Annotated in this window: 15 protein-coding genes; 10 read left to right on the top strand and 5 right to left on the bottom strand. The window is 55.8% G+C overall.

The genetic code is table 11. From position 1 onward, the window contains the following. The 10 genes from dnaA (at position 1) to LMH93_RS00050 (ending at position 13688) form a co-directional block, all read left to right on the top strand. Positions 1-1518: a chromosomal replication initiator protein DnaA gene (gene dnaA / locus LMH93_RS00005; protein WP_003253158.1), complete on the top strand. Its 1518-nt coding sequence runs from the start codon at positions 1-3 to the stop codon at positions 1516-1518. 40 nt (positions 1519-1558) lie between these two features. Next, the gene (gene dnaN / locus LMH93_RS00010; RefSeq protein ID WP_003253156.1) at positions 1559-2662 is read left to right on the top strand and encodes a DNA polymerase III subunit beta; all 1104 of its coding nucleotides are present in this window, start codon (positions 1559-1561) and stop codon (positions 2660-2662) included. Between the two features lie 15 nt (positions 2663-2677). Further along, positions 2678-3781 (top strand): DNA replication/repair protein RecF, encoded by a 1104-nt coding sequence (recF, locus tag LMH93_RS00015; protein WP_003253154.1) that lies wholly within the window; start codon positions 2678-2680, stop codon positions 3779-3781. A 4-nt stretch (positions 3782-3785) separates the two neighbouring features. Further along, positions 3786-6206, top strand: coding sequence for a DNA topoisomerase (ATP-hydrolyzing) subunit B (gyrB, locus tag LMH93_RS00020; RefSeq protein ID WP_003253152.1), 2421 nt, complete (start codon positions 3786-3788; stop codon positions 6204-6206). Positions 6207-7042: 836 nt separating this feature from the next. After that, on the top strand, positions 7043-7681 hold the full coding sequence (locus LMH93_RS00025) for a TnsA endonuclease N-terminal domain-containing protein (RefSeq protein ID WP_011953077.1): 639 nt from the start codon (positions 7043-7045) through the stop codon (positions 7679-7681). Then, complete coding sequence (locus LMH93_RS00030; protein ID WP_011953078.1) at positions 7662-9620, top strand: DDE-type integrase/transposase/recombinase; 1959 nt, start codon at positions 7662-7664, stop codon at positions 9618-9620. Before LMH93_RS00025 ends, LMH93_RS00030 begins: the two co-directional genes overlap by 20 nt. Then, positions 9617-10576: a TniB family NTP-binding protein gene (locus LMH93_RS00035; RefSeq protein ID WP_230064761.1), complete on the top strand. Its 960-nt coding sequence runs from the start codon at positions 9617-9619 to the stop codon at positions 10574-10576. Before LMH93_RS00030 ends, LMH93_RS00035 begins: the two co-directional genes overlap by 4 nt. Positions 10577-10651: 75 nt before the next feature. After that, positions 10652-12568, top strand: coding sequence for a TniQ family protein (locus LMH93_RS00040; RefSeq protein WP_010951430.1), 1917 nt, complete (start codon positions 10652-10654; stop codon positions 12566-12568). A 56-nt stretch (positions 12569-12624) separates the two neighbouring features. Further along, a complete protein-coding gene (locus LMH93_RS00045) occupies positions 12625-12984 on the top strand; it encodes a histone-like nucleoid-structuring protein, MvaT/MvaU family (protein WP_010951431.1) in 360 nt (119 codons plus the stop codon). 371 nt (positions 12985-13355) lie between these two features. Further along, positions 13356-13688 carry a DUF2790 domain-containing protein gene (locus tag LMH93_RS00050; RefSeq protein ID WP_011953079.1) on the top strand — a complete coding sequence of 111 codons (333 nt, stop codon included), beginning with the start codon at positions 13356-13358 and terminating at the stop codon, positions 13686-13688. Positions 13689-13785: 97 nt separating this feature from the next. Here the strand turns inward: LMH93_RS00050 and LMH93_RS00055 are convergent, their stop codons facing one another. The 5 genes from LMH93_RS00055 to LMH93_RS00075 are packed head-to-tail and all read right to left on the bottom strand — an operon-like array spanning position 13786 to position 18397. Further along, complete coding sequence (locus LMH93_RS00055) at positions 13786-14241, bottom strand: DUF411 domain-containing protein (RefSeq protein WP_011953080.1); 456 nt, start codon at positions 14239-14241, stop codon at positions 13786-13788. After that, positions 14231-15010 (bottom strand): c-type cytochrome, encoded by a 780-nt coding sequence (locus LMH93_RS00060; RefSeq protein WP_011953081.1) that lies wholly within the window; start codon positions 15008-15010, stop codon positions 14231-14233. Before LMH93_RS00060 ends, LMH93_RS00055 begins: the two co-directional genes overlap by 11 nt. Before the next feature lie 9 nt (positions 15011-15019). Next, positions 15020-16135, bottom strand: coding sequence for a copper resistance protein B (locus LMH93_RS00065; RefSeq protein ID WP_011953082.1), 1116 nt, complete (start codon positions 16133-16135; stop codon positions 15020-15022). Next, positions 16125-16424, bottom strand: a complete 300-nt coding sequence (locus LMH93_RS00070) for a hypothetical protein (RefSeq protein WP_176508570.1) — start codon at positions 16422-16424, stop codon at positions 16125-16127. Before LMH93_RS00070 ends, LMH93_RS00065 begins: the two co-directional genes overlap by 11 nt. A 14-nt stretch (positions 16425-16438) precedes the next feature. Next, positions 16439-18397 carry a copper resistance system multicopper oxidase gene (locus LMH93_RS00075; RefSeq protein ID WP_012269846.1) on the bottom strand — a complete coding sequence of 653 codons (1959 nt, stop codon included), beginning with the start codon at positions 18395-18397 and terminating at the stop codon, positions 16439-16441. Between the last annotated feature and the right edge of the window lie 12 nt (positions 18398-18409).

The raw sequence follows: 18409 nt of genomic DNA on the forward strand, positions 1-18409 counted from the left end.
GTGTCAGTGGAACTTTGGCAGCAGTGCGTGGAGCTTCTGCGCGATGAACTGCCTGCCCAGCAATTCAACACCTGGATCCGTCCGCTACAGGTCGAAGCCGAAGGCGACGAGTTGCGCGTCTATGCGCCTAACCGTTTCGTTCTCGATTGGGTCAATGAAAAGTACCTGGGTCGTTTGCTCGAGCTGTTGGGTGAGAACGGTAGCGGCATTGCACCAGCCCTTTCCTTATTAATAGGTAGCCGTCGCAGCTCGGCCCCAAGGGCTGCGCCTAACGCGCCGGTGAGCGCTGCCGTTGCGGCTTCGCTGGCGCAGACTCAGGCACACAAGACAGCCCCGGCAGCAGCGGTTGAACCCGTTGCCGTGGCTGCAGCCGAGCCTGTACTGGTCGAGACGTCTTCGCGTGACAGCTTTGATGCCATGGCCGAGCCTGCTGCTGCGCCGCCCAGTGGTGGCCGGGCTGAACAGCGCACCGTGCAGGTTGAAGGTGCGCTCAAGCACACCAGTTACCTGAACCGGACCTTTACCTTTGACACTTTCGTCGAAGGTAAGTCGAACCAGCTCGCCCGCGCGGCTGCCTGGCAGGTTGCGGACAACCCTAAGCATGGCTACAACCCACTGTTCCTTTATGGCGGTGTGGGTTTGGGTAAAACCCACCTTATGCATGCTGTGGGTAACCATCTGCTGAAGAAGAATCCGAACGCCAAGGTGGTGTACCTGCATTCGGAGCGCTTCGTCGCGGACATGGTCAAAGCGTTGCAACTCAACGCCATCAACGAATTCAAGCGCTTCTACCGCTCGGTGGACGCGTTGCTGATCGACGATATCCAGTTCTTCGCTCGCAAAGAGCGCTCGCAAGAAGAGTTTTTCCACACCTTCAACGCCTTGCTTGAGGGCGGCCAGCAGGTAATCCTTACCTCTGACCGCTATCCCAAGGAAATCGAAGGCCTGGAAGAGCGTCTGAAGTCGCGCTTTGGTTGGGGCCTGACGGTGGCTGTCGAGCCGCCAGAGCTGGAGACCCGCGTAGCAATCCTGATGAAGAAGGCCGACCAGGCCAAAGTCGAGCTCCCGCATGACGCAGCCTTTTTCATCGCTCAGCGCATTCGATCCAACGTCCGTGAGCTGGAAGGTGCACTGAAGCGGGTTATCGCTCACTCGCATTTCATGGGCCGTGACATCACCATCGAGCTGATTCGTGAATCGCTCAAGGATCTGTTGGCGCTGCAAGACAAACTGGTCAGTGTGGATAACATTCAGCGTACTGTCGCTGAGTACTACAAGATCAAGATCTCCGATCTGTTGTCCAAGCGTCGTTCGCGTTCTGTCGCGCGCCCGCGTCAGGTAGCCATGGCCCTGTCCAAGGAGTTGACCAACCACAGTCTGCCGGAAATCGGCGACATGTTCGGTGGTCGCGACCATACGACCGTGCTGCACGCCTGCCGCAAAATCAATGAACTGAAGGAATCCGACGCGGACATCCGCGAGGACTACAAGAACCTGCTGCGGACGCTGACGACCTGATGGCCGTCTGCGCAGCTAATTGAAGGCAAGGGACTAGACCATGCATTTCACCATTCAACGCGAAGCCCTGTTGAAACCCCTGCAACTGGTCGCCGGTGTCGTCGAGCGCCGTCAGACCTTGCCGGTCCTGTCCAACGTATTGCTGGTCGTACAAGGCCAGCAACTGTCGTTGACCGGTACCGACCTGGAAGTCGAGCTGGTAGGCCGCGTGCAACTGGAAGAGCCGGCCGAGCCTGGCGAGATCACTGTTCCGGCGCGCAAGCTGATGGACATCTGCAAAAGCCTGCCTAACGACGCCCTGATCGATATCAAGGTCGATGAGCAGAAATTGTTGGTAAAGGCCGGCCGCAGCCGCTTCACCCTGTCGACCCTGCCTGCCAACGACTTCCCGACTGTGGAAGAAGGCCCGGGTTCGCTGACCTGCAACCTGGAGCAGAGCAAGCTGCGCCGCCTGATCGAGCGTACCAGCTTCGCCATGGCCCAGCAGGATGTGCGCTATTACCTCAACGGCATGCTGCTTGAGGTTTCCCGCAACACGTTGCGCGCCGTATCCACCGACGGTCACCGCCTGGCGCTTTGCTCGATGAGCGCGCCGATCGAGCAGGAGGATCGACACCAGGTCATCGTGCCGCGTAAAGGTATCCTGGAGTTGGCGCGCCTGCTGACCGATCCTGAAGGTATGGTCAGCATCGTGCTGGGCCAGCATCACATCCGCGCCACTACTGGCGAGTTCACCTTTACCTCCAAGCTGGTGGACGGCAAGTTCCCGGACTACGAGCGCGTACTGCCCAAAGGCGGTGACAAGCTGGTTGTCGGAGACCGCCAGGCGCTGCGTGAAGCTTTCAGCCGTACTGCGATTCTTTCCAACGAAAAGTACCGCGGTATTCGCCTGCAACTGGCTGCCGGTCAACTGAAGATCCAGGCTAACAACCCTGAGCAGGAAGAAGCTGAAGAAGAAATCAGCGTGGACTACGAAGGTAGCTCGCTGGAGATTGGTTTCAACGTCAGCTACTTGCTGGACGTGCTGGGCGTGATGACTACTGAGCAAGTTCGTCTGATCTTGTCCGATTCAAACAGCAGTGCGCTGCTGCAGGAAGCTGGCAATGACGATTCTTCCTACGTTGTCATGCCGATGCGCCTGTAACCTGTAGCAGGCGAAATGTCCCTTCGACGTATCATGGTCACCGCGGTGCGCAACTTGCACCCGGTGACACTCTTACCCTCCCCCCGCATCAATATCCTTTACGGCGCCAACGGCAGCGGCAAGACCAGCGTGCTAGAAGCCGTGCATTTGCTCGGGCTGGCCCGTTCATTTCGCAGCACCCGCCTGAATCCGGTTATTCAGTACGAACAGGCTGCCTGTACTGTGTTCGGCGAGGTTCAGCTGACGGAGGGTGGTACGAGTAACCTGGGTGTGTCCCGTGAGCGACAAGGGGAGTTTACTATCCGCATCGATGGGCAAAATGCGCGCAGCGCCGCGCAATTGGCTGAGTTACTGCCGCTTCAGCTCATCAACCCAGACAGTTTCCGGCTGCTTGAAGGCGCCCCCAAAATACGCCGCCAGTTTCTGGACTGGGGGGTGTTCCACGTGGAACCTCGTTTTCTGCCAGCCTGGCAACGCCTTCAGAAGGCGCTGCGGCAGCGGAACTCATGGTTGCGTCATGGTACACTTGACCCAGCTTCGCAAGCCGCCTGGGACCGGGAATTGTGCCTGGCTAGCGCGGAAATAGATGAATACCGTCGCAACTACATCAAGGCCTTGAAGCCCGTCTTCGAGCGAACCCTGAGCGAACTGGTCGAGCTGGACGGGTTGACCCTAAGCTACTACCGAGGCTGGGACAAGGACCGGGAACTGCAAGAAGTGCTCGCCTCCTCCCTCCTTCGCGATCAGCAGATGGGCCATACCCAAGCCGGTCCGCAGCGTGCTGATCTGCGTTTGCGGTTGGCTGGCAACAACGCAGCCGACATCCTGTCGCGTGGTCAGCAAAAGTTGGTGGTATGCGCATTGCGTATTGCCCAAGGCCACCTCGTTAGTCAGGCTCGCCGCGGTCACTGTATTTATCTCGTGGATGACTTGCCGTCCGAACTGGATGACCAGCATCGCCGCGCACTGTGCCGCTTGCTTGAAGAATTACGCTGCCAGGTGTTCATCACCTGTGTAGATCACGAATTACTGAGGGAAGGCTGGCAGACGGAAACGCCAGTTGCTTTGTTCCACGTGGAACAAGGCCGTATCACCCAGACCCACGACCATCGGGAGTGAAGGCATGAGCGAAAATCAAACGTACGACTCCTCCAGCATCAAGGTGCTGAAAGGTTTGGATGCCGTACGCAAGCGTCCCGGCATGTACATTGGCGACACCGATGATGGTAGTGGCCTGCACCACATGGTCTTCGAGGTGGTCGACAACTCGATCGACGAAGCCCTCGCCGGTCACTGCGATGACATCACTGTCATCATCCACCCGGACGAATCTATCAGTGTGCGCGACAACGGTCGCGGCATTCCGGTCGATGTGCATAAGGAAGAAGGCGTTTCCGCAGCCGAGGTCATCATGACTGTGCTGCACGCCGGCGGTAAGTTCGACGACAACTCCTACAAAGTATCCGGCGGTCTGCACGGTGTAGGTGTGTCGGTTGTGAACGCCCTGTCCGAGAAGCTGGTTCTGACCGTTCGCCGTAGCGGCAAGATCTGGGAACAGACTTACGTTCACGGTGTTCCACAAGCGCCTATGGCGGTTGTCGGTGACAGTGAAACCACGGGTACCCACATCCACTTCAAGCCATCGGCTGAAACCTTCAAGAACATTCACTTCAGCTGGGACATCTTGGCCAAGCGCATCCGCGAGCTGTCGTTCCTCAACTCGGGCGTTGGCATTCTGCTGAAGGACGAGCGCAGCGGTAAGGAAGAGTTCTTCAAGTACGAAGGCGGTCTGCGTGCGTTCGTCGAGTACTTGAACACCAACAAGACGCCGGTCAACTCCCAGGTGTTCCACTTCAACGTTCAGCGTGACGATGGCGTGGGTGTTGAAGTCGCCCTGCAATGGAACGACAGCTTCAACGAAAACCTGCTGTGCTTTACCAACAATATTCCGCAGCGTGATGGCGGTACCCACCTGGTGGGCTTCCGTTCCTCGCTGACCCGTAGCCTTAACAGCTACATCGAGCAGGAAGGCCTGGCCAAGAAGAACAAGGTGGCAACCACTGGCGACGACGCCCGTGAAGGCCTGACCGCAATCATCTCGGTGAAGGTACCTGACCCGAAGTTCAGCTCGCAGACCAAGGACAAGCTGGTCTCCTCGGAGGTGAAAACCGCCGTGGAACAGGAGATGAACAAGTACTTCGCCGATTTCCTCCTGGAAAACCCGAACGAGGCGAAGGCCGTCGTTGGCAAGATGATCGACGCGGCTCGCGCCCGTGAAGCCGCCCGTAAAGCCCGTGAGATGACCCGCCGTAAAGGTGCGCTGGATATCGCGGGTCTGCCGGGCAAGCTGGCCGACTGCCAAGAGAAGGATCCTGCTCTCTCCGAACTGTACCTGGTGGAGGGTGACTCTGCGGGTGGCTCGGCCAAGCAAGGCCGCAACCGTCGTACCCAGGCGATCTTGCCGCTGAAGGGTAAAATCCTCAACGTCGAGAAAGCGCGCTTCGACAAGATGATTTCGTCCCAGGAAGTGGGCACGCTGATCACTGCGCTGGGCTGTGGTATCGGCCGTGAAGAGTACAACATCGACAAACTGCGTTATCACAACATCATCATCATGACCGATGCTGACGTTGACGGTTCGCACATCCGTACGCTGCTGCTGACCTTCTTCTTCCGTCAGCTGCCGGAGCTGGTCGAGCGTGGCTACATCTATATTGCCCAGCCGCCGCTGTACAAGGTGAAACGAGGCAAGCAGGAGCAGTACATCAAGGACGATGAGGCCATGGAAGAGTACATGACCCAGTCGGCTCTGGAAGATGCCAGCCTGCACCTGGACGAATCGGCGCCAGCAGTTTCCGGCGTGCAGCTGGAAGCGCTGGTGAATGAGTTCCGTAGTGTCATGAAGACTCTCAAGCGCCTGTCGCGCTTGTACCCGGAAGAGCTGACCGAGCACTTCGTCTACCTGCCTGAGGTGACCCTGGAGCAGTTGGGTGACCACGCAGTGATGCAAGCCTGGCTGGCCCAGTTCCAGGCGCGTCTGAACTCCAGCCAGAAGTCTGGCCTGGCTTACAACGCCAGCCTGCGTGAAGACAAAGAGCGCAACGTATGGCTGCCTGAAGTGGAAATTACCTCTCACGGTCTGGCCAGCTACATCACCTTCAACCGCGATTTCTTCGGCAGCAATGACTACCGTACCGTAGTCAACATTGGTGCCAAGCTTTCGAGCCTGTTGGGTGAAGGTGCGTACGTGCAGCGCGGTGAACGCCGCAAGGCAATCGTCGAGTTCAAAGAGGGCCTGGATTGGCTGATGAACGAGACCACCAAGCGCCATACGATTCAGCGATACAAAGGGCTGGGTGAGATGAACCCGGACCAACTGTGGGAAACCACCATGGACCCGACCGTTCGCCGTATGCTCAAGGTCACTATCGAAGATGCCATCGCCGCTGACCAGATCTTCAACACCCTGATGGGTGATGCGGTCGAGCCGCGTCGTGACTTCATCGAAAGTAACGCGCTGTCGGTGTCGAACCTGGACTTCTGATCAGGTGTAGGTTCACAGAAAAGCTGCACGCTTTCACAAATAGATGACCGGCCGGGCTTCAACCATGGCCCCTGTCGGTCACCATCAAGCCCGCCTTCGCGGGCTTTTTTTTGCCTGGAATTCCTGCCGGGGCGCCCTACTCCGCTCATTGGAAAATGATGCAGATGGGGGGATTTGAGGAAGTGATTTGATGGGGCGCTGGAAGTGCTGAGAGGGTCGGCGGGCGGATCTGAGCAGCAGAGAGATTGAGAGGACTTTAAAACTAATATTTGAACACCTTAATAGTTAATTAAGCGTACGTGTTAAGTATTAATTTGAACAATTTAGTATGGAAATGGAATTTGGTGGAAGTTGCCATTTTGGATTTTTTGTAGATTTCGAAGGGATGTTGGAATAAGATCTATGACCAACTTTTCCGCTTTGCACTGAAGATTTTCAGCCAAATCAGCTGTTTGAAGCGAGAGCTTCAGACCTGATCCAAATTGCTCCAGCGATCACGAAGTGGCCGTTTAGAAATAAAGAGAGCAAGCCGATTGCTTTAGATTCTGATCAGTCATGAGAGTCATGACCAATGAGAGAAAAGGAGACCTGAAAATGTAGAAAAACGCGATCAATCCCGAGAGGACTGACCGCGCTTAGCGAAGCAGACTTGCGTCCTCAGAACCCGCAATGTCTGCTTTTTCGAAGCGACTGTCAATCCTCTCCCATTTTTTCGACCTTAGCGAGGTTACTCGACGGCACAGTGTTGCCTGTCGAAAGGCCTCACTTCGCCCGCCCTGCGCCTTGATTTTTTGGCGCAGCGTCGGCGCTCGTTTCGAGATTTTCGGAGGTGTTTCATGACAGTACGAAAGGTGGTCACGCGGCGGTCCAACCATTACCGCGGCTACTTCCCATCGCTCAAAAATAAAAAGCCTGTGCCCTGGGAGTCCCAGCTCGAAGGCGCTCTTTTTCGGCTTCTTGAGCTGTCTCCTGCGGTCATCGGCTACGTCCCGCAGCCCAGTGAGGAACGTGTTCCATCGCTCCAGGGCTACTTCAAATATTACCCAGACGTACAGGTTTTCCTCGCGGATGGGCGCGAGTGGTGGTTTGAAGTGAAGCCTCACGACCGACTGAAGATTGCCAGCGTCAGGCAGCGACTGGATGCCGCTGAGCGCTACTTCAACGCCACTGCCCGTAACTTTTCGGTGATCACTGAAAAGTTAATTGAAGCTGAACCCCTGGCTACCAATCTTAGAAGGCTGATGTATCACCGGCGCGGTCCAGAGCTTTCGCATCAGGCGTTGGAGGAGGTAATGGCGACCTTCAACGAATGGCCGCCTATGACCGTTGCAGATCTGCTCTACGTGGTTGGTGAGGGGAAAGCCTGGCGCTTGTTAGGCCTTGGGGTGGTGGGCATTGACCTTGATAGGTCAATTGACACTGACTCCCCGGTCTTCCTGCAAGGGGGGCACCGTCATGCAAACCTTTTCCCTTAGGGTGAAATTGGTCGTCATCGTTCGTGGCGTACTGATGGTGCTTGAGAAGAGGCTTATTGACCGGAAGCTGCTCTTTTTCGATGAGCTTGGTGAGCCCACGAAGCTATCCGAGAAGGAGTTCTATGAGGCCTACGAGAAGCGCGAGATCGAGATCTCCGCTGATCAGCCATACCTTGGGAGGGTTCCGTATGTGCGGAACGTCCCTCCAGATATTTCATGCTTCCCCAAAAAACATGGAGATGAGGCATTGCGTCGACGCAAGTATCTGGACGACCTAACTAAGCGCGGTAAATACAAGCTACCGGGTGACGAAGACATGATCAAGAAGCTTAGAGATATCGCCAAAAAGATTGGGGATGCGTGCGCACCCTCGGTTTCCACTATTCGACGTTGGGCAGCCAAATACATTGGCCAGAACGTAGTAAAGCTTATCCCTCAGCATGCCAAAAAGGGTCGGGCTGCCGCGATACAGGGAGAGCTCGAAGTTATTCTTGAAGGGGTGATTAATAAAACCTACCTGCAGGATACGATTCCAGCGGTCAGCGTGGTCGTTTCAGAATTCGAGGATCAGATAAAAGAGAGGAACAAAAGTCGTTTGCCTTCGGATCAGCTCAAGATCCCAAGCGGAATGACTGTCCGAAGGTACATCGCCAAGCTGGATCCGTACCTTGTGGATAAGGAGAGGCTCGGAAAACACGCAGCAGACAAGAAGCACCGTGTTGCGGCGGGTGTCCTACGTGTCCATGAGATTTTGGAACGTTGGGAAATTGATCACACCTTGTTGGACGTCCAGCTTGTGGATGAAACCTCGGGGCTGTGCATTGGGCGCCCCTATCTGACGATCGTCCTCGACCGCTTCTCTCGAATGGTGATGGGATATTTGCTCCACCTGTCGGCGCCAAATACGGAAACCGTGCTTCGTGTGATCGAACGCTCAATCCGTCCAAAAGCCGAATTGCTGAAGCGCTTTCCGAAAGTGAGAAATGAATGGTGGGCACGTGGGCTGCCGGCTCGAATAGTCCCAGACAACGCAGCGGAATTTCACGCGGGCGATCTCATCATGGGATTCAACGAGTTGGGTATCGAGATCATGTATCCCGCTTCAAGGGCCCCTCAAAGGAAAGGTGCCGTCGAACGCTTTTTCAGCACACAGAACCTGGGGCTTATCCACAACCTCCCGGGTACCACCTTCTCGAATATCCAGCAGCGTGGCGATTACGACTCGGAGAAGAATGCATGTTTCACGCTCCCTCAATTGGAGGCGGTGGTAGTGAAATGGATCGTCGATGGTTACCACCAGACTCCTCATCGGGGGCTGGACAACAGAACACCGGCTCAAGTCTGGGGGACTAGCGAGGCGAACCATGTCATCAGCCTTCCCGTCGACCTGGACTCGTTGGAGTGCATTCTGGCCAAGCGGGCCTCGGTGAAGGTTCACCATTACGGCATCGAGGTTGCCAAAGTGGGCTACCACTCTACGGAACTTGCTGAGCTCCGTATGCGTTTGGCAGACGGAGAAAAGGTAAACGTCCGCTATCGAGACGAAGCCGGGCACGTTTGGGTTCACGACCGCTTCAGAAACTTGTTCTTCAAAGTGCCCGCCAAAGATGAGCGAATGGCCGGTAAGAGCAGGGAGGTGTGGAAGGCTGCCGAGAAAGCGCTGCGAGAAAAATATAATGAGCAGCCTAGCTTCGAGGCTACGCACAGGTGCTACCAGGAAATTATGGAAGATGCAGACGAGGCCCGCCGTTCGCAGACGCTCAGAAAACGACGCGCAGCTGCCATAGCGAAAATCGACAAGGAGGGTCGAGTGACCGAAAGCACGCCTCCACCCAAGGTACTCGCTGAAGTGGAATGGACCGGTGACTCTATTCCTAACATTCCGCCAGCAGCCTTCAAGGTCTCGGTTCGTCGCCCTGCTGGGAGTTCTAAGCCATGAACGCCATCAATCTGTACGAATGCTACGAGCATGGTGAATACAGCTTTACGCTCCGCGATCGTTTTATTCACAGCCCTCAAGTCGAGCGAGCGTTGACGCGACTAGGCGATATCCACGGCGATAGTCGGCGTACCAGAGCAAGTAAAGGGTTGCTGATCCAAGGTCCAAGCGGAGTGGGCAAGAGCACATTGGTCAAGGAGTACATTCGGTCATTGGAGGAATTGGAGAGCCATGACCCACAGAAGCGGACAGTTCTGTTCGTCGAGATGCCTTCGTCTCCAACCAAAAAGAACCTGGCAGCAGCCATTTTGGCAGAGCTGAAGGATCCCTTCGCAGAGGCACGAGGACATTCGGCAGAGGTTAAATTTGCGCGAGTAGTCCTGCTGCTGAAGAACCTTGGCGTGGAGATGTTGGTCCTCGATGAGGCGCAGCACCTGGTCGATTATCGTCGTAATGGTGCGTATGAGGCAGCAGACTGGATCAAGAGTCTGATGAATGAAACCAGTATCGCGTTTGTTCTGATTGGGCTGAAGCGCACCGAAAATCTCCTGCTAGCAAACGAGCAACTGCGACGCAGGTTTTCGGCCACGGTGGCATACGATCGCTTCACCTTCTCCGCTAATACGTCTCTTCATTTCGTGATGTTGTTGCATGCAATCGAGGGCGAACTGCCTGTTCAAACCATCAGTTTTGTAGAGCCAGCGATGATTAAACGCTTCTACCTGGCTTCCTATGGATTGATCGACTACCTCATCAAGATTGTGGACAGGGCTGTTTGGCTGGTTCAAGTCCAGGACCTTGTCGGGATTGAACTTCCTGTGCTGGCCCAGGCTTTTGAAGACGAGGTTTGGAGCTACGCCACCGAGGATCGAAACCCCTTCAGTGCGAGCTTCAATTTCCAGCCTCTGTTCGGGAAGCGGGAGCCGTTTGAGACGTTCGAAGAGAGCAGTACCTGACGGCCAAGGGCCGGGCTTATCGGCCCGGCTCTACTCCCCTGATTTTTATGTCTTCGATTTCATGGATGTGTAGGAATGTTTGGTCTTTTAATCAACCCACGACCACACCAAGACGAAAGTCTTTTGGGGTACCTGCAGCGCCTGGCGAAAGCCAACGGATTACCCAGAAAGGAACTGCTCACCGCCTTTGCACGAGCCGACGAGACCGATGTTGCGGACTGGCTGCAGATGATGGAAGGACCACTGAGCTGGCCTGCGGTATCTGCTGAGTTTCGTGATCCAAGGCCCAAGGGGGTCAAGTTATGGACGACTCATCACGCTCGTTACTGTCCGATCTGTTTGGGCGAAGCCGGTTATTGGAGAGAAAGCTGGGGCTTGACCCTGGTTACGACGTGTTCTGTCCACGGCACTGAACTCCACGGGCGGTGCCCCAACTGTCTGAAGGAAACCGATCCAAGCGCAATGAGTGCGAATAGTTGCCAAGCGTGTGGCACCTCATTGAGTGGGACCAATTTTGAGATCGCGCCGGCGAGTGATACGGCCGCCTGGCTCACCTCTGGCTTTGAAGATAGGTTTTACGCCGACTCGTTGCCAGCTGACGCGGGATTGGCGGCCCTCACCTACGAACAGTTTCACGAGTTGTCATCGCGTCTCGCTGTCAGAAGTTTGCCTACGGAAAGAACCCAGCCGCTGAAGGTTGCTGATTCGGGTTCGCTAGAGATATCGCGGCTTATGGCAAACGCGGCGGGCGTGGTTCTCATGAACTGGCCTCTCGCATTCAGAGAACTGCTGAGTGGCCTCAAGGCAGTCCATTCCGATAACGAACATTGGACGCTCAGCAGATCGTTCGGCCCGATATACCACGACATCCACCGTGATCTGGATGACTCTTGTTTTGACTTTCTTCGTCGAGAGTTCGAATCATTTCTGCAGCATGCGTGGGAAGCACCGTTAGCGAAGCGAAATCGCAATTTGAGTGAGGAGACGATTGAGAGACATCGTTGGGTGTCGTTCGATTCTGCTGCTGAAGCTTGTGGTCTCGGGGTATCAGTCATAAAACGCCTTCATCAGGAGGGACAAATCGCCTATCGGGAGAAGGTCCATGAAGATCGAGTCTTTACGGTCGTGGACCTGGATCATTTGAAGGCAATCTCGCAGCATCTCCAGGGCGTGGCTGATATGAAAGAAACCTCGACTTTGCTAAGCCTCTGTCGCAATCGGGTTAGGCAGCTGCTAGCTGGTGGTACCCTCCAGTTCTTTGGTGGAGAACCGCGCCCAGGCGAAAGGTGGCTGATTGACTGCCGCTCGATCAACGAATTGATTGATGAGAAGCTGCCTACCAGCTCTGACCAGAGCCTGGTGTCGATCAACTACTTGGCCAAGCATTCTCTGCCCAAGGGGGGTGGGTTGGTCGAGTTGGTTCAGGCAATACGTGCAGGTGAACTTCGCGCTTACGGCCCAGCTGAGAATGGCTCGGTTGCGGTAGGGGCGTGGTTACTCAAGCCGCAAGATTTTGCAGCGTGGCAACAAGCCCGAGCTGAGAACAAGAGTCCGGTCTTTCCCGGCCTGTCGGTAGTCAAGGCTGCTGCGCTGTTAGGCGTCAAAGAACAATGCGCATACGCGTTCGTTCGACTGGGTCTGCTATGGAGCACTGCTGTCGAACGAGGCCGGCGTACGCAATTGATGGTTAAGCCTCAAGCCATCGACAGATTCAGGCGTGGCTATATCTTGGGACCGGAGATTGCGGTGTATTTGGGGAAGTCGACCAGGGAGGCGTTCAAGCACCTTTGGGAGGCCAGGTTTCGCCCCGTTGCGGGGCCATCCATTCCAAACGCGGCTTGCCGGCAGTACGTTTGGGTAAGAAGCAAAAAGCTGATCGATTACCTCGCAAGTGAAGCCGCCCAGATCGACGATCCTGAAGCCATCACGTTTTTATCCACACCGATCGCTCAGCCTCGTGATTGCCGATTCAGGCATGTGGGATCAAGATAGTTAGCACGCTTTCTTTCTTGATTGCTAAAATCATCGAACCCATTTTGGAGAATCTTATGTCCCGTCTCGCTGAATTCCGCCTGCTCGAACAACAGCTCGCAGCCCAACTGGCGGAGCTGGAAGCGCTGAAAAATGACTCTGCCCTGAAGCAGGAAATGGAATTTGAAACGAAGCTGCGCAGTTTGCTCAACGAGTATGGCTACGGCCTGCGCCAAGTGGTGCTGATCCTCGATCCGCAAGCGGTGGCTTCCACTGATATGGCCCCAAAAACCTCTCGGAAACCACGCGAAGTGAAGGTCTACAAGAATCCACACAGCGGAGAGGTTGTTGAGACCAAGGGTGGTAATCAGCGTACGCTTAAGGCCTGGAAAAACGAGTATGGCGCTGAGGTAGTCGAGTCTTGGCTCGCCAATTGATTGCACTGCAGGCGGCTTCTGGCACGAGATGAATCGTGGTGCGCCCCGAATGCAAATTCCCATTCTGGGGCGTGACGAAATTTTCTGCGGGTGGTGGATTTAGAGAATTAAAACTGTCGCTAGAGGGTCCCGTCTTTCGCGGCCTGCAGCCATTTGGAGAGGAAACGCAAAACTGTCGCAATCACCCAAAACGCCGGTTCAGACTGATTCGCTAGAGAATTAAAACTGTCGCAGCCTGAAACGACGCGGCTTTCACGTGTATTCAGAGCCATCATTATCGATAGCCTGCTTACAAACATGTAATTCCTGGATCACGTGGATGACAGCTCCCAGTCGGTAAGCTTCACTCATGTCTTCATGGAGTAACAGAAATGAACACCGCTAAAAGCATTGCCGCCCTCATGCTCGTAATCGCCTCCTCATCCGCTTTAGCTGAAGGAGGATCTGATCGCTTACACGGAAAGATGATTCAGGCAAATGAGCAAGCAATGCGTGCCTACGCCGCTGCCAATGGAAAAAAACCACCTGAAGTGATCCATTATCGCTACGGAATGAAACTGGATGTGGCGAGAGTTATCAGTATGACTTCGCTCAAAGGTAGCTGCGACGTGATGCCGACACAGATGAATTACGAGGACTCAACAGGTGAGTTGAAAATCCTCGAATATCGCTCTGCTGGAATTAACTGTAGAGGTCAAAACTGACCGAAGGGACAGGGTAAGTCTTGGAGTAAGCTGACCACGACCAGCGCTGCAGCTGGTCGGCTGGCCGGCAGAAGCCCTTCCCCCGGGGCATCTTGCATTACGTGTCAGGATAACTGGCAACTACTTGATCGTCCCCACTCTTGGTGAGGCCGATGACTTGATAGGCGTGTTTCATGCCATCAACCTCCATACCTGGTGAGCCAGCGGGCATGCCAGGTACCGCGACGCCTGCCAGGTCGTTGCGCTTTATGAGCTCCTGCACCTGGGCTGCGGGGACGTGACCTTCCACAAACTTGCCATCGATAACCGCGGTGTGACACGAAGCCAGCCTCGGAGCTACTCCTAGCTCTTGCTTCACCGCCCTCATGTCCGTTTCAACGTGGTCGACGACCTTGAAGCCGTTTGCCTCCAAGTGCGCTATCCATTTCTTACAGCAACCGCAATTAGCGTCCCGGTGCACATCGATAGTCAGGGGCTCCGCAGCAAAGGCGGCTGAGGCGATTAGAAGTGACGCTGCGGTACTTAAACCGAGGAAGCGGCGCTTACTTGTCATGAGTGTGCTCCTTCCCGTCTTTGTGCACATGGGTTTTGGGAGTAGAACCTGTGTGGTGGTCCGAGTGCGCCTCGCCGGACTCGTGTTCACCGTGGTGCTCCGCTACTGATGAAGACTCCGAATGCGAACTGCCATGATCATGACTTTCCTCAGCCACGCCGTTTGCTGCGGAATCATCATGATTTCCATGACCTGATTTCGCACCACCGTGTTGGCCTTCATGGTTATGCATATCGCTTTCGCCACCGCCATGTTGGTGACCACCACTGGAAGCGACCATCATCTGGTACTGCTCAGCATTGAGTTGCGGTAGCTGGTCCAGGAACGCGACGATTCCCCAGATGTACTGGTCGTCCATGCTCTTACCCCAGGCTGGCATGCCTGTCGCTTTGATACCGTGCTTGATGGTCCAAAACGCAGCAGCAGGGTCACCGCTTACACCTATCTCGGTGAGGTTTGGTGGGGATGGGTATAGGGCTTGGCTGAGTTCAGTTTTCTCCACCCCTGGCGCGAGGTGGCAACCGATACACATGGCGTTGTAGTTGCCTGCCCCTGCTTGGATGAGAGCAGGATCTTTAAGGTTTGGCACCTCAATGTCGCTTGCTCGGACTTCAATCGAGCGATCCCGCGCCATGGCCAAAAACGCATGCACAGCGGGGAAGTGTGGGTCGTCCGCACCAACGTTCACGAGACCGAAGTAAGCAGCACCTAGCACTGCTGCGCTAGTAACAGCACCTGCCGCCACCAGCGTTGTAATTGTTTTTTTCATGTTGAGTTCTCAAAACCACATCCGAATACCGGCCACAAAACGAGCTTCGTCCACGTCCCCGCCTTCATCCCGAATGAAATCGGCGGTTTTGCCGTAGGAACGGCTCCAGGTGACACCTATGTATGGCGCGAACTGGCGAACAATCTCGTACCGTAACCGCAGCCCGACTTCGGTGTTTGCCAGGCCAGAGCCGACGCCGCGTTCCGGGTCGTTCTTGCCATAAAAGTTGGCCTCAGCGGTTGGCTGAAGAATTAAACGATTGGTTAGCAAGATGTCGTACTCGCCCTCCAGACGGGCAGCGGTTTGACCGTTCTCGCCGATAAAGGCGGTGGCTTCAGCTTCGAAGTCATACAGGGCCAGGCCCTGAATACCGAACGCAGCCCAGGTCTGCGGATCCTCCGGTTTGAAATCCTGCCGGACGCCGGCGACAACATCCCACCACGGGCTTACCGAGCGGCCATAGAGGAGCTGCAGCTCAGCATCTTCAGTCACACCATTGGTTCGTTCACCTTCCGAGCGAATCCAGAGCCTATTGATATCGCCGCCCACCCAGCCGGATGCATCCCAAGCAAGCGTGCTACCTTCATCGGCATCTTGGTATTCCAGTTGGTCTAGCAAGAAAAAGCTGTTGAACCCGCTGTCATCCATTTTGTGCCCGTCAAGCGGGGGGAAGGCAGCCTGCCGGTCGGCATCAGTCAGCACCGGGATTGGCGTACGGCTGGTCGGGGTCGGCGAATCAGCGTTCCCGTTTCCCATCGTGGAATGACCCATCGCGCCATGATCCATGCCTTCCATGGACCCGTGATCCATGCCTTTCATGCTTCCATGGTCCATCTTGCTGTGGTCCATCGAGGCGGGTTTCGCTTTGGGCTGGCCATGGCCCATTTTGCTGTGATCAACGGGTGCAGGTTGCGTGGGTTGCTTGCTCGCGCCCATCTGGCTGTGGTCCATGCCCGGCATCGCAGCCTGTGATGAGGCGTGGTCCATCTGCATGGCACCGTGGCCCATTGCCGAGTGGTCCATTCCGGAATGATCCATTTCAGCGGCGAAGCTGGGCGAAACGCCCAGCACACCTAAAGAAACGGCGAATGCCAGCAGCGATGGTCGTGCAACGCTATTGGCCATTTTTCCCTGCCTTAGCTTTGTCGCTGCCATGCGATTCCATCATTTTGCTGTGATCCATTCCTTCCATGGAACCATGATCCATGCCTTTCATGGAGCCGTGATCCATGCCTTCATGGTTCATGCCCTGGGCTTGCTTGCTCTTCGAGCCGTTCGATTGCGCCGCGTTGGACGACTTTTGAGAGTGCTGATCATGGTTGTCACTGGACCAGGAAGACGGGGCGTACACCGCGAGCAGGCCAACCATCGCGGCAGAGAGGAAAAAGGCGCTTCGTTTCATTGGTTTGCTCATCTCGTATCTCCAGTTCATTCGTCCACGCGGACTTCTCGGAACATGCCCATCTCCATGTGGTACATGAGGTGACAGTGATAGGCCCAGCGCCCGAGTGCATCTGCGGTTACGCGATAGCTTCGTTTCGAGCCAGGCGGCATATCGATCGTGTGTTTTCGCACCATGAAATTGCCGTCCTCATCCTCCAGGTCACTCCACATGCCGTGCAGATGGATGGGGTGAGTCATCATGGTGTCGTTGACCAAGGTAATACGCAGGCGCTCGCCGTACTTGAGCCGCAGCGGCTCTGCGTCAGAAAACTTGATCCCATCGAAGGACCAAGCGAACTTTTCCATATGCCCGGTAAGGTGCAGTTCGATTGTCCGGCCAGGTTCCCGGCCGTCAGGGTCGATGAAGGTGCTACGCAAATCCGAATACGTGAGAACCCGACGCCCGTTATCGCGAAGCCCGATCCCCGGATCGCTCAGCTTTGGCGTAGGGGTCATGGTCTGCATATCGACCAGAGGGTTGTTTGTTTCGGAGGCGGGATGGTTCTGCATGGCACCGCTGGCGGCCATATTGCTTTGGTCCATACCGGTCATGTTGCCGTGGTCCATGCCAGCCATCTTGCTATGGTCCATACCGGCCATGCTGCCGTGGTCCATGCCAGCCATCTTGCTATGGTCCATACCGGCCATGCTGCCGTGGTCCATGCCAGCCATCTTGCTATGGTCCATACCGGCCATGCTGCCGTGGTCCATGCCAGCCATCTTGCTATGGTCCATACCGGCCATGCTGCCGTGGTCCATGCCAGCCATCTTGCTGTGGTCCATACCGGCCATGCTGCCGTGATCCATGCCACCCATGCTGCCGTGGTCCATCCCCATATCACTCATGGAGATGAGAGGCCTTGGATCTACAGCCGGCACCGGTGCCTGCAGGCCCTCACGGACAGCCAAGGTACCCCTTGAATAGCCGGTGCGATCCATGGATTGAGCAAAGATGGTGTAAGCCTGCTCGTTTTCAGGCTCGACAATGACATCGTAGGTTTCAGCAACGGCAATCCGGAATTCATCGATCGACACTGGCTTAACGTACTGACCGTCGGCTGCGACAACCGTCATTTTCAAGCCGGGGATCCGCACGTCGAAATAGGTCATCGCCGAGCCATTGATAAAGCGAAGCCGGATTTTCTCCCCTGGCTTGAAGATTCCCGTCCAGTTCCCATTTGGCGCCTGGCCGTTCATGAGGTAGGTGTAGGTGTGCCCGCTCACGTCAGCGAGATCGGTTGGGCTCATCTTCATCTCGGCCCACATCTTTCGATCGGCCACAGCAGCAGACCAACCTTTCTCGCTCACGTCGTCGACGAAGTCGCCAACGGTGCGCTTGTGGAAGTTGTAATAGTCCGACTGTTTTTTGAGCTTGGACATAACCCGCGCCGGGTCTTCGTCGGTCCAATCACTCAGCATGACGACATAGTCACGATCGTAGGTGAAAGGCTCTGGATCCTTGGCATCAATCACCAGCGCACCGTAAACACCGACCTGCTCCTGGAAGCCCGAATGGCTGTGGTACCAGTAGGTGCCGTTCTGGTGGACCTTGAACTTGTACTCGTACATGCCGTCGGGAGCGATGCCATGGAAGCTTAGACCCGGCACGCCGTCCATATTCGCCGGCAGGATGATGCCGTGCCAGTGGATGGACGTGTCCTGCTTCAAGCGGTTGCGAACCCGTAGCGTGACCGTGTCGCCTTCGCGCCAACGGAGTATTGGTCCTGGCAGCGAACCGTTGATGGCCATCGCCGTTCGAGCTGCCCCGGTAATGTTCACCGGGAGCTCCCCGATGTACAGGTCAAAATCGGTGCCGGTCAGTACGTTAGGCTGGCCAGGGCTGGTTACGGCCCAGACCGGCGCGCGCCACATGCCCAGCCCACCCAGTAGTCCGGTAGCAGCCAGGCCTTTGACGAATGAACGTCTCGTGGTTTTGCTTTGCATGCCGTTGCGTCC

Source organism: Pseudomonas sp. CIP-10 (assembly GCF_020911845.1).
GTDB lineage: Bacteria > Pseudomonadota > Gammaproteobacteria > Pseudomonadales > Pseudomonadaceae > Aquipseudomonas > Aquipseudomonas alloputida.